The sequence below is a fragment of the Bacillus sp. SD127 genome (genome assembly GCF_058566445.1).
The window spans coordinates 2947373-2972853 of the sequence record NZ_CP191226.1; the positions used below are offsets into that span (position 1 = coordinate 2947373).

Sequence of the window (25481 nt, forward strand, 5' to 3'; positions counted from 1 at the left end):
TTAGTTTACCTCCACATTAAAGTAGAATTTTTCTGCCGCGTCGACAGGCTGTACAGCAAGGTCAATCAAGAAGCCGTCACGGTCTTCATTCATTGAAATTGTGATATCTTGATCAGAATCAAAACCGGTAATGCCGCCCGCATCCTGAAGTGTTGTCATGTATTGCGTAATCATCGTTTTCACATACTGAAGCCCGTCTTCAGAGGCCGGGATGTCGCTTCCGCTTCCCTTTCTTGATTTGATTAATGCTTTCAGCTCGCGTGTTAAATCGTTATTGACTGCGTCGAGTACACGGACGATTTTGTTTTTCGCAAACTTCTTGTTTTTCTCAGCCGTAAACGTGACAAGTGAGTTAATGTCTTTTTCTACGCTTACCGATTTATCGCGGGCGTCAAATGTGAATAAAAATTCGCCTTTGGCTAAGCGTTCCACAATCGCGTCGTGGTCAAGGCGGTTTAAGACATCAACGGCACCTTCATACTCCACAAATGTGAGAGATTGGTTAAAGGTTGCTCCCGCACTTGCGCCGGCTACCCACGCCGTCGCTTTGTCCGGTGTCACTTCTGTTCCATCTTCCAGCAGCACACCTTCTGTCACGTTGATGATGCCTTCATAGTCACCGCTGTAGTTGGCTGTTACCCCTTGGACTTTTTGCCCTTGACCGTCACGCAGACGCTTAATGAATGCGGCAAAGGTCGCCTTCAGCTGATCTCCTTCTGCAACCGGCAAAGCGATGACATCAAAGCTCTCCGTTTCAGCCGCAGCCAAGAAATCAGTATAGTCTGAGTTGACCGGCGCTTTATCTGTACCGCCGGATAAACGGATACCCGCAGATGCGTTCAGCGTCTCGGCAGCCGCGTCTCCCTCTGATCCAGTCAGCGGAATTGAAGAGGAAAGGTCTCCTTTTCCGGTAAATGTCACATAGCCGTTTGCTGTTAATTCTTCAGCTTTTTTGACAGTCTGTTTATCCACTTCTGATTCATCCATATACGTTGTGACATCAAATGACGCTGCATCCAGTACATTTTCATTAATGCGGATGATGATGTCATTCCCTTTTGATCCTCCGTATAGAGCAGTCGCTTTAACGCCTTCGGCAATATCGGCAGATGCTCTGACGCCTTCAGTGAGGCGGTACATCAATACCGTTTTCGCGTTTTTCTTCGCTTCACGCAACAGTAATAAAGATGGATCGTCGATGCTGAGACCCACTTTTTTGTTTAAATCCTCCACGCTTGAAATGGAGACGAATGTTTTCGCTTCGCCCCAGCTTGATGCGACCGGAAGTGCGACCGTCCCCCGTTCACCGAGTGACACCCGTTCCTGTGCCGTCGTTTTAAAATTGAAATAAATGCCTGCACGGTCCTTTTCTTTTCCTGCTGTAAATGTTCCGCCATTCATTATTGCATGACCTCCTTAGTTAAAAATGTTTGTATCAATTGACTTGCCTCTGATTTCGTCAGGCGTGTTTTGTCCACGCCAAATAAAGCCCCCTGAAGGATCTCCGGCTTAACGCCGAACAGTTCCTTTGCGTGCTTGATCAAATCCGCTGTATCAAAAAGAGCTTCCCGGCTCTCTGTATGTACAGCCTTCGCTTGTTTCTGCTTTGCCACCGCTATTTCACCCCGCTGTTCATATCGATATCCTGTAAGACAGGCTGTTCTGTTTTATGATAATAATATCGGCTGCTCCACCTGATCACCATGACCGCCTCGCCCCTGTCTCCCACCCTTGTCTCAATTCGGGTGATGCGAAGCATATCCCCTGTCTTCTCACCGGATTCACTAAGCAGCGGAACTATATTTCTCGCTTCTCTGATGGCATCCGCCAGCCTGTCCGCTTCATCCAGCGCCTGCACGGAGTCAAGATGAAACAGCTTTACATTGAGACTGTAGGTTTTTTTAAATGTGGAGACTGTATCTGTTTCTTCAAAAACAGATGGCGCAGGGACATATAAAGACGGCACTTGAAACTGATCAGGCAGCTCGCTTTCATAAATGGGAACAGACCACTGGCTGTACAAAAAAGCCATGATCGATCCTGTTTCGCTGTTCATCCGGCTCCTCCTTTACATCTTTTTCAGCCACTGGCGCAATTTATGTTCCATTGATTTTGCAAACATCTGTTCATATAGAAGCAGTGCATGCTCCCAATAGCTCGTGCCGGGTATCCATTTTTTCTTGAGTGCCATGCCTGTGAAAGAAGCCGGATCATAGATAAACCGTGAGCCTTGAAAATGCCCCGGCACCCATCTCACATCGTCTCCTTTTGACGTCCAGTGGCCGTCATTGAGAAAAGAAGCATATTCAAGCTGGGTCCCGACCTCAAGTGAGAGTCCGCCGCTTTGTACCTTCCAGAGGTTGTCCTCTGAGCCTTTCTGAAAGGAGCTGAGCAGTTTTTCTGTATCTATCGTTTGCGTGCTGATGAGTTCAGATTGTACGATCTCCAGAAAATCTTGCCCACACTCTTCAAGCCACCGGGACGCCTCGCGGGAAAAACCGCCGGATGCCGCTTCTTTTAACGATGCGTTCAGCTTTTTAAGTCCCGCTATCTTCATAGACTTTCATCTCTGACAGCGATGACTTCCCAATGATGGTGTCTGATCTTTTTTGGCAGCTTCAGAATATAGCTGTTGTGTTGCCAAATGATTTTGTCGTTCATCCGGATATCCGCAGAGAATGGAAAATGGACAAGCAAGCTGTGATACACGGTTTGATCAGGCTCCTCCTGAATCAGCTGCTGCGTTTTTTCTGTAAAGTAGCAAGGGACATTTTCTTCATCAGGTGTATTCGGATATGAAAAGACCGGCTGAAGCTTGTCCGCCGGAATTCCGAATCGTCCCGCCGGCGGCGGCTGCGCTGTTTCATGATAAATATCACAGCGATGGATCAGCATCTGCTGATAACTCATAACGACCGCACCTTCAATCTGGCAGACTCCGGAACATAGTCCGGTGCGATAAACTCTTCCAGCAAATGATATACATCGGGCTTTTGAATGCCGGCTTCACCGGAAACCGTGTAGGAGTAATCCCCCATTTTCTCAGACTGATATCTTGATGCGGCTGATTCGTCGCTGTTTACTAGCGCAAAGTATTGGGCGAGCTTCAGCAAAGCTAATCTCGCCTTTTCAGGGAGCGGGTCGTAGATGCTGTCTGTAAAGCTGTGCCCTGTAATGAGGGCCGCTTCCGATTCCGCCTCGATGATATCCTGCGCCAGCAGTTCTTCCGGCCTGTTTTTCACCTGGTCATAGACCGAATAGGCGGTAACGTCCGTCGGTTCGATGAGCATATAAGCTGGCCACCCCATTTCGATTATTCTTTTACGTTAATTAATTTAGCGCAGGCATCCTCTTCCTCGAACTTGCTGTCCAGCTTCGCCGTTAAGACAATGATGAACTTACGGGAGCGGATATCCTTGTCGACTTCAATTCGAATATTGCGTGAGAAGCCGAGAATGATATTTTTCGGATGTGTCAGAATGATATCGGACGCATCATATTGCGCGTCTCCCTCTCCGACTGCGTACGGCTGGATATTGGATACCCCTTTTACCGGTACGCCGAATGCTGTGGACAAGCCGCCCTGAACAGCCTGGTCCCCAAGATTTGTCTGGCGGTCCGCCACGCGGTCCTTCCATTCAACTTCTAAGCCGTGCGATGTATAGAATCTGAATTCCTGAGGGATGCGCAAATATTTTGGCGGAACAGCCTTTAAGCCTTTTTTAAATGTCGCTCTGGACAGTTCTTCACCGTTCATATCGACGATGTGTGACACTGCTTGTTTACGGATGCCGTCCAGCTGCGCCAGGTATGGATCTGCTGATGCAGTATCTCCGTTTACGATCAGCTCTTCAATATCAACTGCCGCCCGCTCTGCTAAAATTTGCATGATCGTTTGCTGCAGTCCGCCTTTTTCAATATTGTTTTCGAGCGTGTCGTACGTAATGTTAATTTCCGCAATGACTTCCTTTGTGTTCAGCTGGACAGTGCTTGTCGTCGGAACCGTCAGTTCGTCTGCTGTCAGCGCCTTTCCTTCTTGAGCCGCGCGCAAAATACGCTGGCCGAAACCGATTTTCTCAAATTTTTGCGAATCGTTTTCCATTTGAATCACACGGGATTCACTGAAAATCGTCGGCGTGTTTTGCACCATGCGGATAAAAGCTGATGCTTGTGCAGGGTTCATGAGCCCGCCGCTTTTTAAAGCAGAAAGCGACATTTCCGCTTTCCGAATGATCTCTTGATTTCTCAATTGATTTCCTCCTCTTTGACTGGTTTACAGCAGTCCGCTCCAGATTGATTTTTTGACTTGCTCTGTATTGCCGGCCGCATCGTCCGCCGTCTGTTTAGAGGCTCCCCGAGCTTTTTCCAGGGCCTCAATGCGTTCGATCAGCGGGGCAATCATGTCCTCAACGAGCTTCTTCAGGCGCTCGTCATCTCCCGTCTGCTCCGGTTTTTCCTCTGTTTCTGTGTTTTTTTCAATTGTCTCCAGCCGTTTGAGCAACGGATACAGCGCATGCTCGATTGATTCCCTCATGTCTTCTTTCCTCATTTCTTCAGTCTCCTTTCCTGTTTTGTCGGCCAGCAGCTGCTTAAACACGCTTAGAAATCCGGCTTTTTCAACCGGTTCTTCTTCATATACATCAGCAGTGCCCGCCATGCTGTAGCCGGTGATGATGCCGGCTTTGATTTGTTCCCACACCTCATCTGACGCTCTTGTCACAAGCACCCACGAGCCCTTTGTAATCCGTTTTGTTCCGATGATAAAATCATCGGGCGCCACATAGGATTCAACGACCACACCTGTGCCGCCTTCAAAGCTGTGATTGATATCAATCTCCCGCGCGTCTGCAAGAAAGCCATGCGCCGCTTTTTCAATTTCTTCTGCGGTCATATAGTCGCCGTGGGCATCTGGAACATCAGGCTCATACACAATTCCGTATACGAGCTTTTGTTCATCCTGCTCGCTTTTCGTAAACAGCCGAACTTTTTTTTCAAATGACGGAGGTTCGGCTGACTTCGTAAAGAAAAATTCTGTCTGGTTTGCCGCCTTGTCCACATAGCTGACAAAGCTGATTTTGGCATTTTTCAATTCCCGCGCCACCTGCTTGATTCACCTCCCTTCAGGACGTTTTGATATCTTCGATGCTGTCCTTCAGCTCCTGCATAAGTGCTGTCAGATTTGTCTTTTCAGCATCCTGTCCGGCAGGGCGTTTGTAAATGTCCTCCGGCCACTCCTCAAGCGTTTTGCCGAGCACCCGTCCGGCAAGGTCTCGCAAATCATTCGGCGAAACGGCTCCAGCTGTAATAAAAGGACCGAGCACTTTCGCAATCTCAAGCGGATCACGAAAGTCCGGTCCTTTTAATGTCAGCCTCACATCGTGAAGATTCAGCTCCGGCAAAAGCAGTGTGTTCAATTTGTTGACAAGCGTTTTCCGCTCTGGCTGAAACACCTGCTCCTCCGTAATTTTTCTCGCTGTATCAGCCGTAGCCCGGTTGTATTCCTGAGCTTCTCCCGTATAAAGCGGCGGCAGACGGAAAGCAGAGCGCAGCTTATTTCTGCTTTTTTCATCATATTCAAGAAACAAGGCGTCGTTTTGCAGGATTTCCGCAAGGGATTTGATTTCCACAGAAACCGGCGTGATATCTTCACCGCCGTGAAGGTCCTTCTCCTTCGCGATGCCTTCCGCCTCAATCAGAAGAAATTTATGGGCGTTTTCCACACCTTCAAGGTCATTCATATACTCCTGCAGTTCCCGGTAAGAAGCTTCAGACAGCATCCCGTTTTCCACCGTAATCGCAGCGGGTACGTGACGCCCCTGCTTAAAGTACATAAAATTGAGCTCTTCCGCTTTCCGGGCGCCGTATAAATTGACGATATTGCCTACCCAGCGGGGCACGCCGTATACGCCGCTTCCGATTTTAAGATGGATCACTTCGTTTGCTTGGTGCTTTTCAGCCAGTGTGCTGACATACTCGCCCGTGCGCATGTCCATTTTTCGGGGATCGCCGTATTCTTTGAAAAATACTTTTTTTCCATTGATCATCTGTACAAATTTCCGAAACCGTTTTTGCCTTTTGATTCTCTTCACTTTTCCGTTTTCTTCATACATAAAAGATACTTCGACAGGCTCGCCGGCTCCGCATACGCGCATATATTTCACATCCAAATATTCAATGCCAGCCGGTTTTCCCATCCCGTCGCGAAGCACTTCCATAAAGCCGTTTCCGGTTTTTTCCCTGTCTTCAATGGCATAGCCTAAAATCATTTCAGCAGATTCATCAAAGTGAAGGCATTTGTAAAAGGCTTCAAGTCTGGCCCAGTCTTTTTCTGCTTTTTTCTTTTTCTCCTGGTCGACATCCGTGGCGTTGACATCAAACGTGTACTCCACATCAAAACCAAAACCAGTAATATTCACTCTGTACGCATCAATGCATTGCTGAAGAATGGTTGAGTATTCAGCAATTGTTTTGAGCTCAGTGATATTGTAGGGCGGAGCGATGATATCCTCTCCGTACAAATCAGAAAAGTCGTCTTCATAAATTTGCTTTGTCTGAGGAGCAGATGCATTGGCTTTTAAAACCGTTGCTCTGACTGTTTGATTGTGCGGCATTTATGACCTCCTCCTTTCTCGGTTCGGACGGATTCGTTTTTGCGCTGTTTCCTTCACATCTGCGACCTCATAATCATCGAGCGCATACCAAATAGCAGAAAGCGTATGCGGGTCAATCGTGAATTCATCCTCAATCAGCGCGCCGTTTTTATCTTTGGCGTACGTCAGTGTCTTGAGCTCATAGATGACATTTTCACAGCGGTCCGAACAGAAGATCTTTTTGAAGCGTTTCACCTTTTTGGTGTATTGAAGCCTGGAGCCGGGAAACTTCCTGGCTCCGACCATCCGAAAACCCTGCTGGCGGAAATATTGAATGCTTTTCGGCTCAGCAGAGTCGGCTTTGATCATTTCCTGTGTTTCAGCCAATTCCCGCAGCTCCTCAGCGGTCCTGTCATCTGTCATTTTGTTTTTATAATACTCCCAATAAATGTAGAGATATTTCTTATCAGGATCGACGGCGAGACGGACGACAGCATTGTAGGATTCTTCGAAACCAAAATCCATGCCTGTGCGAAGGATCGGCTGGCTGATGGCGGCAATACGTTCTTCAATACGGTCGTGCGGGAGCACCTCAAACTGCGGCAGCACCCTGATTCCATTGACGCCGAACCTGCCTTTACGGGCAATTCGGTATAAGTCAGGATCATATTCCTTCAGTCCGTCAAGCTGCCTGATATAGCTTTTCGGGAGAAAGAGGTTGTCGTTTGCCGTGGAATGATGGTAATACGTATCTCTCCTGACAAGTGTCCGCTTTTCGTAAAGCTCGCTGTCATCCAGCACAAACCGCTGATTGCGTTCATCCCGAAAAAAATGCCGGTACGTCCAATTGGAGGTGCCGACGGGATTGGTGGTGCAAATCATATGCAGCTTCAGCTCAGGGTGGCGAAGACGGCCGATTAATTCCTTAAAGCCTTCATACTTCACCTCAGAGCACTCTTCAATCCATATTAAAGAAATGTTGTGAACAGATTTCAGCTTCGCCGGGTTGTCCATTCCTTTGAACATGATCCGGCTGCCGTTTTGAAACCGCAGCTGAAGCGGGGAAGAAAGTGCTGCGGCTGCCTTCGAGAGACCAAGCTCTTCAATCACCTCTTCAAATAAAGCGAAGGTCGAATCCCGGTGGGTATCGAACACCTCGCGTATGACGAGCGCCGTCCGCTTTTCCTTCAACAGCTTTAACACGATTTTCAGCGCCGTATGATAGCTTTTTGATGAGCCGTAGCCGCCGACGAGAAACTGGTACGTCTGCTCCCAATTGAACACGTAATCTTCAAAATGAGGATTGATTTCTTTTACAATCATGCCTTGTCCTCTTTTCGTTTGATCATGATTTCAATTGGCTCGCGGCCGTCATCAGTTTTTTCCGCTTTTTGTTTCGCGAGCTTTAACTTCTCATTTTCTATTTTTTGTTTAAATTGATCCGGAAACAAATCAAAGTATAATGACAGCTTTTCAAGTGCTTTCATCTTATCGGCAAGCTTAATGGCGATGCCTTCCTTGCCGAGCTTTGCCTCCGTGACAATGGTGCCGTCAACGAGACCGGAGTCTTTGACGTCGACAAAGCTGATTTCCTTCATGATCGGGTTATCATCTTCATCAAACAGCGGTCCCGACTTTCCGACGGCCTGCACCTCTTTTTTGCCAAAGGTCACATAATCCGTGATATCGGCGAACGCGATTTTGACATATACCTGCAAAACGTCCATCGCTTCAATAAACACTTCATTCACCATTTCTTTTTTTATCCGCCTGATTTCAGCGGCAACCTTTTCATTCTTTAACAGCCGGCAGCCCGTCACATGGGCGCTGTCCGGAGAATAGCCCGCCTTGATCGCTGATTGTGTCGCATTGAAGCTTTTTACATAGTACAGGCAGAACAGCCGCTGCCGTTCATTTAATTCATCGTTTTCTATGCGGCGCTGCTTAAGTCCGTTTTCAGAAAACAAAACTTCTTTCCATCCGTCCTGTTTTTTCCAGATGCCGATTGTTTTCGCCGAAACGCCGATTGTGTCTGCAATGGCCCTGTTTGTGATATTTCCCTGATGGTGCTGATAGATTGCTAATGCTTGTTCTCTCTGTTGTGTTTTCATGCTACGGCATCACCGCCACCTCCAGCATGGATTTCTATTCATAAAAGCGGCCGGTTATGCCGTCCGCTTATGTGTCATGCTCTTTTCACTTATAGGTGGCAAACGTATGACAAGCATTCAGGCAAGCGATCGGTTTATTTCCTCCTGCTGTCTTTGCATCTTTAATAAAGCCCGTTTGATTGTTGTCTGCACAGTTGATTTTTTGACGCCAAGAAGATCGGCAATGCGTTCATAAGAAAAGCATTCCACCTTGTGCAGCAAAAACATTTCTTTCTCCCTGTCCGTTAAAAGGGATAAAGCTTCTCGGATTCTCTCCCTGTCTTCCTCAGATACCTGTCCGTCCGGCTCAAACATCATATCGCAAGAAAATGATTCTATGATTCTTGGATCTTTGATCATCAGCCGCTGATACGCATCACGCCGGTCAATCGCCCGTCTGATGCCGGGCTGTCTTCCTTTTTCAAGCCATTCTGTTACATATTCAAGGTCTGTGATGATGTTTCTGATAATCTTTTTATCCTTCATGTCCTCAGCTGAGAGCACTGATTCATCTGCTTCAGCGAGCGGTTTATATTGTGTTCTTGTTTGTTTTAATGTGCGTTTATATTCAAATAATAAGTCTTGCATTCTATGATTCCTCCTCATTTGTGCAATAAAAAAGCGGACACCAATCAACGCACAAATGCTGTGCATGTTGATCAGTGTCCGCAGGCTTTCCGTCTTGGACGTATTCTTTTTTCGCTTTAGTTTAATTTGTAGCCGATTTCAAATTCTACTCGGGCAAGGTCTCCCTTTCTCGTTTCAACAAGCGTTTTCCCGTGCTCCGGAGCTTCTGTGATCCAGGCTTCATGCTTTATGCCGTCGACTATAATAACGCGGATTTTCCCATCCTCAAGCTGGCTGTCGAGCGTGATGGAATCAATATTTACGAGCTTTTTAGGGTTGATCATATGTCTTTTCCTTCCTTTCGGGTTCAGCACTTTTGTTAGCTTTTTCTAATACCCTTATGATGTGCTCCTTGGAGTGAGCGGAATTCCCGTTTAGAAAATCCAGCGCCGCTTTAGCCGCTTCCTTCAGCTCAGGTGCGGCTGCCATCAAGTTGGCATTGCTTATTTGCGAAAAAGAGCTGAGGTCAAATACAGCGGCGATCAGCCGGCCGTTTGAATAAGGGAATCTCTCTTTTTCTTCTTCACTGTAAGCAGAATAGATATAAATTGGCTTCGTATCTCCGCTTGCGACAGCACGCCACGGCGCAGGACTCATTTCAAATTGTTTTGTTTCTTGCATCTGCTTCACTTCCCATCATCCTTGTACCATTGTTCGATGTTTTTTTCTGTCCGCTTCGCCCGAAACAGCAACGCGAACAGAGCAGCCAGCTGTTTAATCACGGGCATTCAGCCCCGCTTTTCCGGCTGTCAGCATTTGTTCCAGCTTTTGAATAACCGGCGTTAAATCATTGCCGGACCGGCAGTTCGGACATGGATGAAAAACCGCTCCGATCCCGGTATGTTCAACAATTACTTTCTTTGTCTTACAGAGCCTGCACATTATCTGATGCCCTCCAATCTATGATTCAGGTCATACGCTGTTCCTTTGATAATCACTAAATAATCACTGCACATTTCATAGATTCTCGTGCCGATCGCTTCATCAACCCGGACGAGCGTTTCAATCGTAAGCTCGCTTGAAAGCAGAATCGGTTTATGATTTAAGTAGCGGTAGTTCAAAACGGAATACATTTGTTCCAGCTGCCAATCAGTGGCGCGCGGTTTGCCGTTTACCGGTTTAAAGAGATCATCAATGAACAGCACATCTGCCTGCTTTATTCGATTCAGCTTGGCTTCCAAAAGATCAAAATCATTTTTTAAATCAGTAAAGCCTTCAACGAACGGAAAATAAATGACCGGCACATGGCGCTTTCTCATCAGGTCATTGGCCGCAGCGGTAAGAAGATGTGTTTTCCCGGAACCAGGCTGACCCAAAAGGGCGATGCTGTTTTTCCGGCTGTCCTTGATTTGTTCATAATCCGCCACAAACTCTTTGGCGCATTCAAACGCGTCCTTGACGGCCTGTGGCTTCCCTTGGGTGCGGAATTCATGGAAGCCAAGCTGTCTGAAAGCAGGTGTAATTTCACTTGCGCCAAGCAGCCGTTTCACTTTTCGTTCTGCCATACAGCTGCACATTGTCCACACTTCCAGACCGTCTTGCCGGCTGAGATATCCTCCCTGATCCTTGCAGCGCGGACAATCATACCGGCTTGCGTCTGATTCGGCCGGTTTGTCCGCCAGTAATGGACGTCTCCCTTTTCTCAACTCGTCTAAAATCTGCTCGATTGTATGTTTTGTCATTACTTTCATTCCTCTCATGTTGTATTGCGGCGGTCTTTTTGGCTTGCTGCGCGAAAAATCGGTCTTCGATGAATTTCGAACAGTAGCGAAAGGCCTTTATCGTTTCTGAAGCAGCAGTTCGCCGGTTTTCAAAAGCTTGAAAACATTCCTCAAGCCATTTGATTGTTTGCGTTACGGGAACGCCGATGGCGACAATACGGGCGATGGCTTGATAATCTCTGGAGGAAGGATACACGGTGCGTCCTTCTTGAGCCGACCGTAATTGTGTAAACCGCTTCGCAATGTGATCCACTGCATCATCAGCAGCAGTATATGTTTTTGCTTTATCTATATTAGAGCGGTCTTCTTTGTCCTGTGCCAGCGGCGAAAATGACCGCTCATTATCGCTGCGGTGTGCAGTTTTGTCCGATCTGAAGCTGAATTTTTTAGAGTGCTTCACAGAAATCATGAGTCCGTATGGCGCGCGGGCAGCCTTTATGTATCCATGGCTTTCAAGAAGCTCCAGCCATCTTCTGACTGTTTTTTCACTTACACCGAATACGGCCGCCATCTCTCTTGCTTTTAATGGCTTATGGCCGAGCACAATTCCCCAGCTCACGCCGTCCTTTTCAATTTCTTTTGTCGTTGAGCTGATAAACCAGAGAAACAGCCACAGGGCCGAGCCTATTTTGTCATAATGTTCTGAATTCAACAGCCCTGAATACATAGGAAAAGGATAGCTTTTATCCATTTTCATTGCGTTTCACCTCTTCTTTTAACAGCAAGTACGCTTGAAATTGTTCTCGATTTTCAAAATGGAATACCGGAAGGCCGCATGCCGTAAAAGAAATGGAGCCGCCGGATTGTCCGAGATGGCGCTGATCTATCGGATGTTCACTAAAAACGATTTGAATCGGATGCATGTGATCACTCCCCCGATTTGTTTTTGATACAATTCGTATCAACTGTTACCAAGTATAAACGATACATTCTGTATCATCAAGTTATTTTTGATACTTTTTTTATCATAACTTTATTTTGATACAGATTGTATCTATAATCATAAGTAACTTAGGGAGTTTAAAAAAGAGAGGTCATAGTATGATAGGCGGCAGATTGAAGAGTCTCAGAGGGAAAAGGACACAGGAAGAAATCGCATCTCACATCGGTGTATCGCGCGCACGATATTCTCATTATGAAAACGGGCGAAGCGAACCTGATTACGACACACTGCAAAAGCTGGCTGATTACTTCCAAGTGACAACGGATTACTTATTAACAGGAAAAGAAAAAAAATCTGATGATGATATGTTTTCTGATCCGGACTTGCAGCTCGCATACCGGGATATGCAGGATTTTTCCCCTGAAAGCAAACAGCAGGCCATCGAATTTATCAACTATTTAAAAGAAAAAGAGAAAAACCGGAAATCGAAAAACAAATAAATATTTCTCTGTTCTCTAAAACATATAAAAAATAGACCGATATAAAGAAAAAGTGTTTATTTTTTAAAGAAAAGGGAAAGATTTCAACACACTTTTTAGTCCTAAACGGGCTTTTCTTTCTCGCTACAAACAGAACATATGTTCGAAAGGGAGTATTCAATTGGGCGATTACTTATCACATCTGGAGGAATACGTAAAAAATTTATACAGCCGGCTGGGCATCACCTCTCCCCATCACATTGACATGCTGAAAATCGCAAACGATCTTGATATATGGGTTCATTTCGAGGATATGGGAAGCATGATGGTGAAATACGACGGCATGTACAGTATCATATTGAACCAAAGAAAGTCCCAGGAAGAGCAATGGGAGGATTTTGGCCATGAACTGTGCCACGTATTAAAGCATGCAGGCAATCATTTTCAGATGAACAAGCTCTTCAGGGAGCTGCAGGAATTTCAGGCGAACCAATTTATGTACCACTTCTGTGTGCCAACCTTTATGCTGTTGCAGATGGAACTGCCGCAATGGAGAAGTCAGGCTCTTGCAACCATTGCGACGGTATTCCGGGTGACAAAGGACTTTGCTGAGAAAAGACTTGAAATGTTTGAACGGCGTAAAGCAGGTATTCAATTTCAGAAGCGGCTTGCTTATTTATTATCTGATAAGCGGCCAAAAGCGGAATATGAGGAAGATCAGCCCCCATTACAGGTAGCGGAAGCAAAAGCACTGTACAATATCAGAAGGCGCGGCTGACATGAAAACGGTCTGGGGACATATGTCCTCAGACCGCAGAGAAACTAGCATTTTGACATGGGAGGCATCGTATCATGCAACCACTTCGGTGCCGGTTTAAGATGAGGTTCCGGACCAAATGCAATCGGAGCCGGTATATATCTGAATTCTCCCCGGCCGTCAAATGATTCGCCATGAGCCCACCTTCCCTGTGAGCTTTCATCCCCTCTGGAAAAGTTAAACAGGTCATAGGATACTTCCTGCTTTTCTAGCTCACGCGGAAATGTCGTGGGAACGACAATATCCCGTTCTCTTTCTTCCAGCTCTTTAATCGCTGCATACCACATATTTTGATGATAAGTATCCCTCGCAATCAAAAATGACAGCATATCTCTTACCCCGGGATCATCAGTCATGGCGTAAAGCCGTGTCACCTGAAGGCGCCCCTGGGCTTCCGCATTTAAGTTTGCACGGAAATCCGCCAGCAGATTTCCGCTTGAGATAATGTATTTTGCATTCCACGGATAGCCCTCACTATCTGATGCCATCGCACCCAAGCCGGACACAATAGCGTGCTGAGGATTCATCCCTGACATCACTGCTGCAATAGCGGGGTTGCTTTTGTAAGCATTCTCCTGTACATCAGCGGGAGCATCATCCAGAAGCCTGGAAATCATCGTAGCCAACATTTCCACATGTCCGATCTCTTCCGTCCCCACATCACATAGCAAATCTTTATACTTGGCATCCGCCCTGCAGTTAAAACCCTGAAACAAATATTGCATCATCACACTAATTTCACCAAATTGGCCGCCCAGCACCTCTTGGAGCTTTTTCGCATAAACAGGATCCGGATGGGAAGGCTTTGCCTGATACTGAAGCTCTTTAATATGATAAAACATCGTTTATTCCTCCCTGCGCATTCAAACAATCACAGCATATGAAGGAATAGGCAGTTATTGCAGGTCCTGCTTGCTTCTTCCATAAAAACCAAGCTTAACGGCATTCACATATCGAGAAAAAAGATTGTTTTCTATGTATTGTCCCTTACGGCAGCCAAAATTGTGAAACAGCGCGCTCCGCTGCGCCGTACTCAATTCCAGCTGCAGCCCCATCTCCCTTTTCGTCCGATTGACGATATTTTGCGGATGAACACCTGCCAGCCGGTCTTTTTCACTGACCAGTTCCGCACTGAAACCTGCCTCATTCAGCAACTCGCAAATGGCTTCTGCTTTTATCCGATCCGCGCCCCCGACCAATGTATGCGGCTTTTTCAGATCATGATAGCCGTGAAATGCCAGCGCGAATCGGTGGGCGTTTACTTTTTCTATGGCAAGCGGTTCATCAAAACGAGTGCTTGTCAGGTGGAGCGAACGGTTGTTGCGCTGCTTCAATCCTTCAAAGATATAAATGGAACTTTGATCAGCAAATGCCCGCACCAGTTCGCTGACGCCCGGCTCAATTCTTCCGCCGTGAGGGCCGATGACAATATGCTCGCTCCCGCTGTTCTCTTCATAAATAATCCGGTATTCCGATTCAGACGCAGAAAGAGATAAAAAACTGTCATACATATCTTTCATGTTAAGCGCTCTCCTTTATCAGTCAGCACCAGTTTACTCTACTCATCTATGAATGAAAACCTTTTTATCGTATTTCCATATCAGGAGATATATGAAGGGATTTATCGATATCTTGCTGGAATGTGTCAACTCTTTCAACAGCTGAGGCGATAGAAAAGTAAGCACTTATTTTACTAGAAAGAAAAACTGCGGCGTTTAAATGGGGGCCTTATGCGGTCGATCTACAGGTGGATTAAGTATAAATGTTATAAATCATTCTTTTAAAAGGCTTATGTAAGCTGGCACGCTATCCATTTTTATCAGTTTGTTTTTGAAAACAGCCTTTTTTTGATAACGAATACATTTGACCATACCATCTCTTTTTTAATCCATATAATAAAACTGATCAAACATTAAAGGAGGCGTTAGTATGGGTTATTATAAAAAATATAAAGAAGAGTATTACACTTACAAAAAGAAGTACTACAAGAAGTATTACGACCACGATAAAAAGTATTATGATGATCATGAGAAAGATTATGATTGCGACAAAAAATACTATGACCATGACAAAAAATATTATGACCACGGCAAAAAGTGTTATGATCATGACAAGCATGACTATGATTACAAAGTAGAATATAAAAAGTATTACTAAACCTTTAACGTTCTATTTCTTTTCCCCGGTGATCACCGGGTCTTTTTATTTTCTATTTTATTGCTCGAAGGTTTTTTGCTTTTCTAGATTTCTTGTTAACTTTATGCCTAGCAAATTGTTCATAACTCTTAACATCCTATTGTGGCGCGGCGCTCTCCTGCTGTGCCAAATCAGTCAAAAGGTTCTTGCTGCCGTTTGTATGTAAGGTAAAAAAGGAAGCTCCATCCAAGTGAAGCTTCCTTTTTTCATTATAGTTTTTGTTCAATTTTAGCTTTCGTTTTCGGCCCGTAAATGCCGTCTGCCGTTAATCCGCTGACAGATTGAAAGCGTTTGACAGCATTTGCTGTTTTTGGCCCATATACACCGTCCACCCCATGATTCTTCGCCCCTTTATCAGGATAAAAATAAAGAGCTGCCAGCGCAGTCTGAACCTGCTTTACTTTTGTGCCTTTTGTCAGCGGGCTCGTTACTTTGATTACCCCCGATGGCAGCGGATAAGAGGATGCGGCATGGCTTTTAGAGGAAGAGGCAGTCCCGGAAAGCTTGATCTCCTGTCCGACTTTAATGTAATTTGGATCAGTGATGTGATTTAAGCTTTGCAGAGTTTTCACACTGATACCGTGTGATGCTGCGATGCCGGACAGCGTATCTCCTTTTTTCACATGATACACTTGCGCAGAAGGAGAAACCTTTTTCGCTGAGGCGCTGCCGTTTAATTCCGCTTCAATTGCCGCCTTGACTTGCTCCCAGCGCCCCTCTGATAAAATGCGGTGCGGGCAGTATTTTCCGTTCCAGTCTTGGTGCTTTCTGACTCGATCAATTCCCCAGCCCCGCTCCTTCAAAAGCTGTGCCACAAAAGAGATCGCCAATGCCTCGGCTGCCTCGTACTTTGGGCCTCCCGATTTGCTGTAGCAAATTTCAACGCCAATCGACTTGCGGTTGCCTGTACCGTTTGTGCCGTCACCAGTATGCCAAGCGTTACGGTTAAGCGGCAATCCCTGAATCACCTCTTTATCATCAACCGCGAAATGAAAGCTTGTCGAGCTGGTGTTCCCGATCATGTAGCTAATTTCGTTGGCAGCGGACGCGTCGTTTGCCGTGTTGTGAATGGTAATATATTCAGCGGACATCGCATTCGGGCATTTCAGCGCGTACTTTGCCTCAGAAACCAAATTTTTCTTCACTTGAATGCTCACCTATCATCTCTCCTTTTTCTTTTTTCATCAATAGGTGGCATTCGTAGGACGAAAAGCACCGCTATATGGATAATTGTGCTAAGCTAAAGTTCAAAAGGAGGAGACATTCTTGAATACGTACTTAATGCTGACTACGAGAACAGATCAATTCAATCAGAAGCATGCAGCCGGACACTATGAATTTTTGGACCGTCTGCAGGCAGAAAAACGCTTAAAAATGTTCGGGCCTTTCAGCGACGCCACAGGCGGAGCCTACGTCATCAAAGCGGGCTCACTGGAAGAGGCGCGCGAAATCGGACAAGCTGATCCATTGGTGTTCAGCGGGTCCTCTGAGCTGACCATTAAGGAATGGAAGCTGAAATAAAAAAGACCCTTCCGCAACCGGAGGGTCTTTTTTTGTCATCATCATGTTTGATTGCGTGCCGCGATATGAAATGTTTTTCCCTCTGTATCTGCTGTTTCTCCTGCATGGACCATCACCTGAGTAAAGCTGAACCCGACCGCAACGAGCAACAAACCTGTCATCCATTTAGATTTCATATAAACAATCTCCTCTCTGGATTTGTTTTTGTGCGTGCACCATTTTCTCATAAAAGGAAAGTGCTTTTTCAGGCTGTCCATTCTCTATATAGTATTGGGCAGCATCATGCGCCAGCTCTTCAATGTAAGGATACAGCATATGTTCTTCAAGAAATTGAAAGGTGTGTGAGACTGATTCTGTGTCAATGTTTTTTCCGTATAACGCATGTAAAAATTGAAAAAGCTCCACGAATAATTCATCACTATACTGACGGGCGATTTCCAATCCTTGACGATATTGCTTTTGCGCTTCGGCATCATTTTTTTGTTTATACAGAACTTGTGTTAATGAGTAGATAGAATGCGGAAGATTATCGAACTTTTCCGACTTGCAAATAGAAACAGATTTCTCAAAGTATTCGGCTGCCTTTTGCAGTTCACCCATTTTCTCGTAACAGTTCCCGAGATTGTAAAGGGCCGAACTGATCAGGCGGGGATTGCCTTCTTTCTTTGCAAGATCTAAAGCCAGTTCTAAATGGGGCAATGCTCTTTCTGGATACTGCATATCATCATAATTACCTGCAATAACGAATTCACATTGGATTCTGCGGACAGTGTACGTTTCATACATCTGATACGTTTCTAACGCCTGAACGGCATAGCTCATAGAGACATAAGTCTGCTTTAAATTGTAAAAGATCTCAGCCATTTTAAAAGCAAATTCAGCTTTTTCAATGTCGTCTGACACAAGGGCAAGGTTCTTTTCTGCCCTCTTATAGTACATCATGGCACTGACAAACATTTTCTGCTTAAATTCATACATCCCGCGAAAAAAGTTAAAGTAGTATTCGAGCAGTCCTGTCAGCTTGTACTGATTCCCCTCGATGTCTTCTAATAATTCTGAAAACTCTAGCTGCGAGGTGTCCTCTCCCAAAGGCTTAATGTAATCCAGCATAACACGGTGCCTAAATTCCATTAAAGAATAATACAGCAGCAAATCTTGATCTTCTTCCATATCCTCGATTTCTCTTTCTACTTCGAGCTTGACCCGTTCGGCTTCAGCTACGTGAAACTGCCGGATATGGGTATACCATTCATTAATTTTAAGCCCGACATAAGAGGACGGAATAGTCTGCTTCATCCTCAATTAATCCCCCCTTTTATATACCCGAGATATGTCATATTTTATCATATTTACAAGAAAAAGAAGAACGCAAAAAGACCGCAATTGTCGAATTTCGGCTAACCGCAAAAAATACAATCACTTCTCAGCATATTGCTTGTTAATTTATGCCCATTGATATAGGATTTCATTGCACCATTTATTTTTACATATGGAGGAGATTCTATTGAGCCAATCCACTCAAATTGTGAGTCACTTTTTGTCACATCGCAATGTGACGATTGAGCTGACAGAAAAAATCAGCAAAAATCATTACAGCTACAAACCGACGGAAACATCAATGTCAGCAGAAGAGCTTGTCAAGCACATCCTGACGACTTTCCATCTGTTCGCAAATGTCATTAAAGAAGGCAATGCCTCACCTTTTCAAAACCAGCAGGAAGAAACGGAAACAGATCTCAATGTTTTGGCTAAAACGTTTACAGAAAAAACGGCTGCCATCCTTGAGCAGCTCACTGAGGAACACCTTGACAGAGAAATTGACCTGACAGCCACTTTCGGAAGAAAAGTCACTGGCAGCGCATTGCTTCAGCTTGCGATGGAGCATGAAATTCACCATAAAGGCAACCTGTTTGTTTATGTAAGGGAAATGGGCCATACGGAGCTGCCGTTTTATCAGCAGCGCATGTAACCTAAAAAAAGATACCTGATCTAAAGGTATCTTTTTTATTGCCTTCAGTTCACTACCGTATCCAATATACCCCATTCCCAGTGACAGCCAGTATTTGCATATAGCTGACTGGTTGACCTCATTCAGCCAAATACCGACCGGAATTACCTGTTTTAACCGGTCAAACTCAATCCCATCTCGTCCTGACACTCATTATAGGGCAAATGAATAAAGATATTGAGCATACAAAAATCAAAGAAACACCCGTACAAATATTCAAAAAATTTAATTGATTAAAGCGACCTAATCATATATAATCTGATAAAAATAGTCGGGTTTTCAGGAGGCCTTTATCATGAGTGTTAGCATCATTTTGATGGGTTTGTTAGTCGGTGTCTTAGTCGGATTGACAGGTGTAGGCGGAGCTGCGCTTTTAACTCCTCTTTTAATAGTGCTTGGAATCAATCCTTCCATTGCAGTCGGTACGGACCTTGTCTATAACTCGATCACCAAGCTGTTTGGTGTTGCGTCCCATTGGCGGCAGAAAACAATCAATTTTAAATTGGTAAAATACTTAGCCATCGGCAGTATTCCGAGTGCTTCTATAGCCATTGGCATACTTCATTTGTTCCCCGCCTTCCACCAGCATCAGGAAGAGATTATTAAACACGCTCTTGGTTATGTGTTGACCCTAGTTGCCATTTCGATCATCGTCCGCCTGTTTCTGGACAAAAAACTTCGCCCGAACCGCTGGCAGCTGATGCCGCTAGAAGACAAGCGGATGCTTACGATTCTTATCGGTGTCGTGTTTGGATTTATCGTTGGCTTAACGTCGATCGGTTCCGGCTCGTTGTTTGCGATTGCTATGCTGTACTTATTTAAAATGAAAACATCCGACATTGTCGGAACAGATATTGCGCATGCTTTTCTGCTCGTTACTGCGGCAGGTATTTTAAACGCAAGCTTCGGGAGCGTTGATTATTTGTTAGCGGCCAATTTGCTTATCGGTTCCATTCCGGGGGTGCTGGTTGGCAGTCATCTCTCACCTAGATTTTCACCCCGTCCGCTGCAATTTATTATGGCATCCATTATCTTAATCAGCGGCTTGAAGCTGATTTAATCAACAAGGCTATCCTGAACAGGATAGCCTTTCTTGGTTTATAGCGTCACACCCGATTTAAAAATGGCAAGCTCTCTGAAGTCATTTTTTTCGTGATTCACGAGCTCTCCGCTTGCAACCTTCGTGATATAATCGATAAACTCACGAAGCACAAATTCCTCATGAACATCATCCTCTGCTAAGAGACCTGCGTTAAAATCAATCCAGTGCGGCTTCGTCTCGTACAGCTGTGTATTCGTCGCCACCTTTACCGTTGGAACAAAAGTGCCGAACGGCGTGCCTCGTCCTGTTGTAAACAGAACAATGTGGCAGCCGGCAGCAGCCAATGCGGAGGAGGCGATTAAATCATTGCCGGGCGCGCTCAATAGCGTCAGTCCGTTTGTCTGAAGCACTTCACCGTATTTTAATACATCCGAGACAGGAGAAATCCCCGCCTTTTGCGTGCAGCCCAGCGATTTATCCTCAAGGGTGGAAATGCCGCCTGCTTTGTTGCCTGGCGAAGGGTTTTCGTACACCGGCTGATCATGCTTTATAAAATATTGTTTAAAATCATTGATTAAATCGACAATTTTATGGAATACCTCTTCATTGGCAGCCCGCTGCATCAGCAGCGTTTCCGCACCGAACATCTCCGGCACCTCCGTCAGCACCGTGCTGCCTCCCTGCGCAATGATATAATCAGAAAATCGTCCGAGCAATGGGTTCGCTGTGATGCCGGAAAAACCGTCAGACCCCCCGCATTTCAACCCTATTTTCAGTTCAGAAAGCGGGATGTCTTCCCGTTTATCCCCTTTGGCCGCTTCATGGATGTCCTTCAGCAATGCGACACCTGCCTCCATTTCGTCTGTCACCGACTGGGATTCGAGAAATTTCACCCGATCCTTGTTGACATCCTGAAGCGCTTTTTTCATTGCTGCCAGCTCGTTATTTTCACAGCCGAGCCCCAGCACCAAGACACCGCCGGCATTTGGATGGCGAATGGCGTTCAGCAGGATTTGCCTAGTATTTTCGTGATCATCGCCAAGCTGTGAGCATCCGTATTGATGTTTTAGCACTAATACGTTGTCAAATGGGGCAATATCCCTCGTTTCTCTGACAAACCGCTGAAGCATTTTTTCGGCTATTCCATTGACACAGCCGACGGTTGGCACGATCCACAATTCATTGCGAACACCGGCATTGCCGTTTTCTCTTCTATATCCTTTAAATGTCCGCTCCTCATGTGTGTATGGATTTTGTTCAAATCTCGGTGTATAACTGTACGTTTGGATATCAGATAAATTTGTTTTTGCATTATGAACATGAATATGCTCCCCAATAAAAATATCTTTTAACGCATGCCCGATCGGAAACCCGTATTTGATGATGCTGCCGTTTTCCTTTATATGCTGCAATGCAATCTTATGGCCTCTTTTAATATCATCTTTTACTTCAATCGACACGCCGTCCGCGTTCAGCCGCTCCCCCTTCCGAATATCACGCAGAGCAAGCAAGACATTATCCTGTCTATGAATTTTTATAAATGATTTCACAGCACTTTCCCCCTTTGCAGACAGCATTGTTCAAGAGCCCGCTCCATTCCCAGTTCTTGAATATCATTCAAGTAATCAGCGACTCTCTCAGTCAGCTTCGGAATTTCATTCAGATTTGCTCCCCACAGCCATTGTTCTCCTAATAAGGCTGAAGCGATACGGAGCATATCTCCGATCTCCTGATTCCAAACCTCTTGGAAAAATTGAAGAACAGCCGGGTCATCCTGCATTTCCTTATTTCGATAAACATACAGAAGCGCGCTGAATGAAAACACTAAACGTGCAGGAAGCTGACCCTTTTGTTCAACATATTCCTGAAGGGTCGGCAGGTTTCTCGTTTTGAACTTTGACACTGAATTCAGTGCAATGCTTTCCACATAATGTTTGATGTACGGGTTTTTAAAGCGATTCAGCACATCCTCCGCATATTGAGCAAGCCCTTCCATTTTCAAAACAGGAAGTATTTCATCATGAATCAGCTCCTCAACAAAGCGCCCCACTGCCGGATGTTCAACTGAATCACGCACCGTTTTCAAACCGTATAAAGAAGACACTGGCGTCATTGCCGTATGCGCGCCATTTAAAATTCTCACTTTTTTCGTCCGGTATGGGGTCAGATCGCTTACAATCTTTGTATGAAGACCGGCTGCCGCAAAAGGCAATTCTTCTCCAATCCAATTCGGCCCTTCAATCACCCATAAATAATACTGTTCTCCCACAACAACCAGTTCATCTTGATAGCCTAATTCCGCAGTGATCTCATTAATGCTGTCTACAGGAAAACCGGGAACAATGCGGTCTACTAAACTATTACAAAACGTGTTGGCGTTCTGAATCCATTGCGTAAACCCCTCTTCCAGCTCCCATAGACCAGCATAATGCAGAATCGCTTCCTTCAGCTTTTGCCCGTTATTCTCAATCAGCTCACACGGAATCAAGACACACCCTTTTGTCTCGTCTCCAGCAAAAGCCTGGTAGCGAAAGTACAGAAAAGCTGTTAATTTCCCTGGAAATGTTTTTTGCGGCCTATCCTCTAAGCGGTCTTCTTTCTCACAAACAATACCAGCTTCGGTCGTATTAGAAATGATAAAACGCAGTGCTTCGCTTGAAGCCAACTTTTTGAACTCGTCATAGTCGGAAAACAGATCAATCCCGCGGCTGATTGAATTGATAATCATCTTTTCGTTTACCGCTTCTCCATCCTTCATTCCCTGTAAAAAAAGAGTATACAAGCCATCCTGGTCATTTAATCTTTTGATTTTCTCTGAACCTCTCGGCTGTACAACCGCGACACTTCCATTGAAATCAGTATGTCGATTCAATTGCTCAATTTGCCAATCGACAAACGCCCGCAGAAAATTTCCTTCTCCAAACTGGAGAATCCTTTCCGGATACTGTGTATAGCTTTCGTACAATTTTTTATTCAGCTTTTGCACCGTCATTGCCTCCCTTTCAGATTTATGCACACGTTAACATTTTTCTCTATAAAGAATGCCCGCTGGAAAAACGGGGCATCATGTCGTGACATCTTTTACTGAATCACGCACCATAAACTCTGTGTTTTCAAAGATTTTTTCTGCTTTCGTATCAGGTGTGCTGATCAGCGCCAATAATTTTTTTGCACCGAGCACGCTGATTTTTTCAACAGGACGTTTCACTGTAGAAAGCCTTGGCGTGATATATTGCGAAAAACCAATATCATCAAATCCGATGACAGATATATCATCAGGCACGCGCATCCCCTTGGCAAATATGGCATTCATTGCTCCGATCGCCATGTCATCATTCGAACAAAAGACAGCGGTTGGAGTGTTCGGAAGCGCCAGCAGGCGTTCCATCGCCTGAAAGCCGCTCTCCATATCGTATTGCCCTTTTACACTGTATTCATGTTTGATCGGTATATGATGGCGAATCAGCGCCGCTAAGTAGCCTTCCTTTCGCTGCTGAGAGGATTTAAATCCTTCGATTCCCTCAATGATGGCGATGTCTTGATGTCCGTTTTTAATCAAGTATTCTACAGCTTCCTGAGAACCTTCCTTGTCATTGGACAATATGTTGGTAATGCTCCTGTCATCGATATCCCGGTTCAGCACGACGAGCGGAATCTTTTTTTCCCGAATATGATAAATAAAAGAATTATCAATATCGCTTTGACTCATTAAAATAATGCCGTCATATCTCATTGGTGTTACAGAGTCATAGCTTTTCAGATCATCAATGCCGCGCACATACAGATTGTACTCCTCGCTGATTGCCTGGTTTACGCCTTTTATGGTATCAGCGAAAAAACTGTGTGAGGTTCCGTTTGTGATGCTTGTAAAGAAAAGCCCGATCGTATGGGATTTTTGCATTGCAAGGCTTTTTGCATTCACATTCGGTGTATAGTTGAGCTGTGAGGCAAGCTCCAATATTTTTTTCTTCGTGTGTTCTTTAATATAAGGGCTGTTATTGAGTGCTCTGGATACGGTTGTGTGGGATACGTTTGCAAGTTTTGCGATATCTTTTATGGTTACCATCTATTTCCCTTCCTTATCATACCGGCTGCGATTCGTTATTACATATTGTATCATCAAACACACCGCCTCTCCCACCATATTTCCAGATTAATAAGAAACCGTGTCATCAGCATGCGTTCCTGCAGCGCTGCCGATGATCGGCCGCACAAAACGGATGACAGCCAGTGAAGCGAAGACGGCCAGCCCTCCGGCAAGTAAAAATGCGCCAGTAAAAGTACCCGTCCGGTCAACTATAAAGCCGGTTAAAGCGGGACCGATGATGCCTGCGGTGTTGGCGAGAAAATGCATGAATCCGCCAACAGAACCGACATTCTTTTGGTCGACTACATCCTGAATAACAGCCCAGTAGATCGCGCCCGTCAAATATAAAAAGAAGACAGACAGAGCCACGAGTGTAACAGCGCTTACAGTTGTGGTGACAAGCCCAGCTAAACCAATCAATACCGCGGAAGAAAACAAACACGTGACGAGCACGACTTTACGCGAAAACAGCACGCCTTTCCGGACTGTTTTTTTGTATACATAGTCCGAAACAAATCCCCCGGCTGCCAGGCCGATAAATCCTAAAATCCACGGAATGACTGTGATGACACTCATTGACCCAACACTCAATCCCCGCTCCTCGACAAGATAGCTCGGAAACCACGTCAAAAAGAAGAAGAGGATGTAGTTGTAAGCGAAAAAAGCAAACGCCGTGAACAAGACTGTTTTTTGTTTCAGATAAAAGGTCAGCGGAATTTTCTCCTCGGGAGCGGCTTCAACTTTCATCGCAGGTGCATTGCCCATTGGCTCAGCCGGCTTTTCTTTTACGCATTTTAACCAGAGAAATGCCCAAATCAATCCGATGATCATGATGAGAACGAAGGAAACCTTCCAGCTGAATGCAACGGCGATCATGCCGACAATTGGTCCGGAAATGGCTCCGCCAAGGGGCGTTCCGCTATTTGTGACTCCGACAACAGACGCCCGCTGAGTCGGCGGAAACCAGTTATTGACCATTTTATTGATGGTCGCCGAAAGCGGCCCTTCCCCCATTCCAAACAAAATTCGTATGATCAGCAGGCTGACAAAGCCAAAAGCCAATGCAACTGCTCCGCTGAACAGCGACCAAACGACCATGGCCACAAATAAGGTCAATTTTGCTCCATAGCGGTCGGATGCCACACCGCCAAGAAAATTGAAAACGGCATATCCAATCGAAAAACTGCTGAAAATCAAGCCCATTTGTGTAGCGGACAGTGTGAGATCATCCTGAATGAATGGAGCTGCAATGGACAATGCCGAACGGTCCAGATAGTTAATCACACCAGCCAGGAACAAAAAAAGGATGACTGGAAGCTTATCTTTTGAAAACATCTCAACCTCACCCCTATGTTGGTTC

33 protein-coding genes are annotated in these 25481 nt (G+C 45.4%); 6 read left to right on the plus strand and 27 right to left on the minus strand.

All coding sequences use genetic code 11. From position 1 onward, the window contains the following. The 18 genes from ACQVGS_RS15330 to ACQVGS_RS15415 all read right to left on the minus strand — a co-directional run bounded on the left by ACQVGS_RS15330 (position 1) and on the right by ACQVGS_RS15415 (position 11951). Positions 1 to 1401 (minus strand): phage tail sheath family protein, encoded by a 1401-nt coding sequence (locus tag ACQVGS_RS15330; protein WP_106022246.1) that lies wholly within the window; start codon positions 1399 to 1401, stop codon positions 1 to 3. Beyond that, positions 1401 to 1613, minus strand: a complete 213-nt coding sequence (locus ACQVGS_RS15335; protein ID WP_059336109.1) for a YqzN/YkzM domain-containing protein — start codon at positions 1611 to 1613, stop codon at positions 1401 to 1403. The genes ACQVGS_RS15330 and ACQVGS_RS15335 overlap by 1 nt, the downstream gene beginning before the upstream one ends. Positions 1614 to 1615: 2 nt before the next feature. After that, the gene (locus ACQVGS_RS15340; RefSeq protein ID WP_106020456.1) at positions 1616 to 2056 is read right to left on the minus strand and encodes a phage tail terminator family protein; all 441 of its coding nucleotides are present in this window, start codon (positions 2054 to 2056) and stop codon (positions 1616 to 1618) included. Positions 2057 to 2068: 12 nt separating this feature from the next. Next, positions 2069 to 2557 (minus strand): HK97 gp10 family phage protein, encoded by a 489-nt coding sequence (locus tag ACQVGS_RS15345; protein WP_106022247.1) that lies wholly within the window; start codon positions 2555 to 2557, stop codon positions 2069 to 2071. Beyond that, positions 2554 to 2910, minus strand: coding sequence for a YqbH/XkdH family protein (locus tag ACQVGS_RS15350; protein WP_095713499.1), 357 nt, complete (start codon positions 2908 to 2910; stop codon positions 2554 to 2556). The genes ACQVGS_RS15345 and ACQVGS_RS15350 overlap by 4 nt, the downstream gene beginning before the upstream one ends. Then, positions 2907 to 3290, minus strand: coding sequence for a protein YqbG (yqbG, locus tag ACQVGS_RS15355; RefSeq protein ID WP_024121067.1), 384 nt, complete (start codon positions 3288 to 3290; stop codon positions 2907 to 2909). Before yqbG ends, ACQVGS_RS15350 begins: the two co-directional genes overlap by 4 nt. Positions 3291 to 3313: 23 nt before the next feature. Beyond that, entirely contained in the window at positions 3314 to 4249 is a 936-nt protein-coding gene (locus ACQVGS_RS15360; protein WP_024121066.1) for a phage major capsid family protein, read from the minus strand. A 24-nt stretch (positions 4250 to 4273) separates the two neighbouring features. Further along, positions 4274 to 5101, minus strand: a complete 828-nt coding sequence (locus tag ACQVGS_RS15365; protein WP_024121065.1) for an XkdF-like putative serine protease domain-containing protein — start codon at positions 5099 to 5101, stop codon at positions 4274 to 4276. Positions 5102 to 5120: 19 nt separating this feature from the next. After that, positions 5121 to 6611 (minus strand): phage portal protein, encoded by a 1491-nt coding sequence (locus ACQVGS_RS15370; RefSeq protein ID WP_024121064.1) that lies wholly within the window; start codon positions 6609 to 6611, stop codon positions 5121 to 5123. Continuing rightward, on the minus strand, positions 6612 to 7913 hold the full coding sequence (locus tag ACQVGS_RS15375; RefSeq protein WP_106022248.1) for a PBSX family phage terminase large subunit: 1302 nt from the start codon (positions 7911 to 7913) through the stop codon (positions 6612 to 6614). Beyond that, on the minus strand, positions 7910 to 8701 hold the full coding sequence (locus tag ACQVGS_RS15380; protein WP_106022249.1) for a terminase small subunit: 792 nt from the start codon (positions 8699 to 8701) through the stop codon (positions 7910 to 7912). Before ACQVGS_RS15380 ends, ACQVGS_RS15375 begins: the two co-directional genes overlap by 4 nt. 117 nt (positions 8702 to 8818) lie before the next feature. Continuing rightward, on the minus strand, positions 8819 to 9328 hold the full coding sequence (locus ACQVGS_RS15385; protein ID WP_024121061.1) for a sigma-70 family RNA polymerase sigma factor: 510 nt from the start codon (positions 9326 to 9328) through the stop codon (positions 8819 to 8821). A gap of 116 nt (positions 9329 to 9444) precedes the next feature. Beyond that, positions 9445 to 9651 (minus strand): XtrA/YqaO family protein, encoded by a 207-nt coding sequence (locus ACQVGS_RS15390; RefSeq protein WP_010333893.1) that lies wholly within the window; start codon positions 9649 to 9651, stop codon positions 9445 to 9447. After that, positions 9638 to 9988 carry an XkdD/Y8K6 family phage-associated protein gene (locus ACQVGS_RS15395; protein WP_106020462.1) on the minus strand — a complete coding sequence of 117 codons (351 nt, stop codon included), beginning with the start codon at positions 9986 to 9988 and terminating at the stop codon, positions 9638 to 9640. Before ACQVGS_RS15395 ends, ACQVGS_RS15390 begins: the two co-directional genes overlap by 14 nt. 93 nt (positions 9989 to 10081) lie before the next feature. Continuing rightward, a complete protein-coding gene (locus tag ACQVGS_RS15400; protein WP_106020463.1) occupies positions 10082 to 10249 on the minus strand; it encodes a hypothetical protein in 168 nt (55 codons plus the stop codon). Beyond that, on the minus strand, positions 10249 to 11049 hold the full coding sequence (locus ACQVGS_RS15405; RefSeq protein ID WP_082687928.1) for an ATP-binding protein: 801 nt from the start codon (positions 11047 to 11049) through the stop codon (positions 10249 to 10251). Before ACQVGS_RS15405 ends, ACQVGS_RS15400 begins: the two co-directional genes overlap by 1 nt. Continuing rightward, the gene (locus ACQVGS_RS15410; RefSeq protein WP_106022251.1) at positions 10949 to 11785 is read right to left on the minus strand and encodes a phage portal protein; all 837 of its coding nucleotides are present in this window, start codon (positions 11783 to 11785) and stop codon (positions 10949 to 10951) included. Before ACQVGS_RS15410 ends, ACQVGS_RS15405 begins: the two co-directional genes overlap by 101 nt. Continuing rightward, positions 11772 to 11951, minus strand: coding sequence for a YjzJ family protein (locus tag ACQVGS_RS15415; RefSeq protein WP_024121055.1), 180 nt, complete (start codon positions 11949 to 11951; stop codon positions 11772 to 11774). Before ACQVGS_RS15415 ends, ACQVGS_RS15410 begins: the two co-directional genes overlap by 14 nt. Positions 11952 to 12129: 178 nt before the next feature. Between ACQVGS_RS15415 and xre the strand changes: the two genes are divergently transcribed. Beyond that, complete coding sequence (gene xre / locus ACQVGS_RS15420; protein WP_106022252.1) at positions 12130 to 12471, plus strand: HTH-type transcriptional regulator Xre; 342 nt, start codon at positions 12130 to 12132, stop codon at positions 12469 to 12471. 160 nt (positions 12472 to 12631) lie between these two features. Next, positions 12632 to 13228, plus strand: a complete 597-nt coding sequence (locus ACQVGS_RS15425; protein ID WP_095713506.1) for an ImmA/IrrE family metallo-endopeptidase — start codon at positions 12632 to 12634, stop codon at positions 13226 to 13228. A gap of 44 nt (positions 13229 to 13272) precedes the next feature. Here the strand turns inward: ACQVGS_RS15425 and ACQVGS_RS15430 are convergent, their stop codons facing one another. Together ACQVGS_RS15430 and ACQVGS_RS15435 are read right to left on the minus strand one after the other, a co-directional pair. Then, positions 13273 to 14109, minus strand: coding sequence for a manganese catalase (locus tag ACQVGS_RS15430; RefSeq protein WP_024121052.1), 837 nt, complete (start codon positions 14107 to 14109; stop codon positions 13273 to 13275). Between the two features lie 54 nt (positions 14110 to 14163). After that, positions 14164 to 14787, minus strand: a complete 624-nt coding sequence (locus ACQVGS_RS15435; protein ID WP_024121051.1) for a poly-gamma-glutamate hydrolase family protein — start codon at positions 14785 to 14787, stop codon at positions 14164 to 14166. A 409-nt stretch (positions 14788 to 15196) separates the two neighbouring features. Here ACQVGS_RS15435 and ACQVGS_RS15440 point away from each other — a divergent pair, with 409 nt between their 5' ends. Then, complete coding sequence (locus ACQVGS_RS15440; RefSeq protein ID WP_024121050.1) at positions 15197 to 15424, plus strand: hypothetical protein; 228 nt, start codon at positions 15197 to 15199, stop codon at positions 15422 to 15424. Between the two features lie 248 nt (positions 15425 to 15672). On the opposite strand, the gene ACQVGS_RS15445 is transcribed toward ACQVGS_RS15440, so the two are convergent. Continuing rightward, complete coding sequence (locus ACQVGS_RS15445; protein WP_106020465.1) at positions 15673 to 16620, minus strand: N-acetylmuramoyl-L-alanine amidase; 948 nt, start codon at positions 16618 to 16620, stop codon at positions 15673 to 15675. Between the two features lie 109 nt (positions 16621 to 16729). Here ACQVGS_RS15445 and ACQVGS_RS15450 point away from each other — a divergent pair, with 109 nt between their 5' ends. After that, a complete protein-coding gene (locus ACQVGS_RS15450) occupies positions 16730 to 16984 on the plus strand; it encodes a YciI family protein (protein ID WP_044156268.1) in 255 nt (84 codons plus the stop codon). Positions 16985 to 17025: 41 nt separating this feature from the next. Here the strand turns inward: ACQVGS_RS15450 and phrA are convergent, their stop codons facing one another. Together phrA and rapA are read right to left on the minus strand one after the other, a co-directional pair. Next, positions 17026 to 17160, minus strand: a complete 135-nt coding sequence (gene phrA / locus ACQVGS_RS15455) for a phosphatase RapA inhibitor PhrA (protein WP_024121047.1) — start codon at positions 17158 to 17160, stop codon at positions 17026 to 17028. Continuing rightward, positions 17150 to 18286, minus strand: coding sequence for a response regulator aspartate phosphatase RapA (gene rapA / locus ACQVGS_RS15460; protein ID WP_081638280.1), 1137 nt, complete (start codon positions 18284 to 18286; stop codon positions 17150 to 17152). Before rapA ends, phrA begins: the two co-directional genes overlap by 11 nt. Positions 18287 to 18488: 202 nt before the next feature. On the opposite strand from rapA, the gene ACQVGS_RS15465 reads away from it, so the two are divergent. Further along, positions 18489 to 18953, plus strand: a complete 465-nt coding sequence (locus ACQVGS_RS15465) for a DinB family protein (protein WP_024121045.1) — start codon at positions 18489 to 18491, stop codon at positions 18951 to 18953. A 334-nt stretch (positions 18954 to 19287) separates the two neighbouring features. Next, positions 19288 to 20052 (plus strand): sulfite exporter TauE/SafE family protein, encoded by a 765-nt coding sequence (locus ACQVGS_RS15470; protein ID WP_044156273.1) that lies wholly within the window; start codon positions 19288 to 19290, stop codon positions 20050 to 20052. Positions 20053 to 20090: 38 nt separating this feature from the next. Here the strand turns inward: ACQVGS_RS15470 and ACQVGS_RS15475 are convergent, their stop codons facing one another. The 4 genes from ACQVGS_RS15475 to ACQVGS_RS15490 all read right to left on the minus strand — a co-directional run bounded on the left by ACQVGS_RS15475 (position 20091) and on the right by ACQVGS_RS15490 (position 25456). Next, positions 20091 to 21584 carry a UxaA family hydrolase gene (locus ACQVGS_RS15475; protein WP_106020466.1) on the minus strand — a complete coding sequence of 498 codons (1494 nt, stop codon included), beginning with the start codon at positions 21582 to 21584 and terminating at the stop codon, positions 20091 to 20093. Continuing rightward, complete coding sequence (locus ACQVGS_RS15480; protein ID WP_106020467.1) at positions 21581 to 23020, minus strand: tagaturonate reductase; 1440 nt, start codon at positions 23018 to 23020, stop codon at positions 21581 to 21583. The genes ACQVGS_RS15475 and ACQVGS_RS15480 overlap by 4 nt, the downstream gene beginning before the upstream one ends. A 78-nt stretch (positions 23021 to 23098) precedes the next feature. Next, positions 23099 to 24100, minus strand: a complete 1002-nt coding sequence (locus ACQVGS_RS15485) for a LacI family DNA-binding transcriptional regulator (RefSeq protein ID WP_106020468.1) — start codon at positions 24098 to 24100, stop codon at positions 23099 to 23101. Between the two features lie 87 nt (positions 24101 to 24187). Further along, the gene (locus tag ACQVGS_RS15490; protein WP_106020469.1) at positions 24188 to 25456 is read right to left on the minus strand and encodes an MFS transporter; all 1269 of its coding nucleotides are present in this window, start codon (positions 25454 to 25456) and stop codon (positions 24188 to 24190) included. Positions 25457 to 25481: the final 25 nt, after the last annotated feature.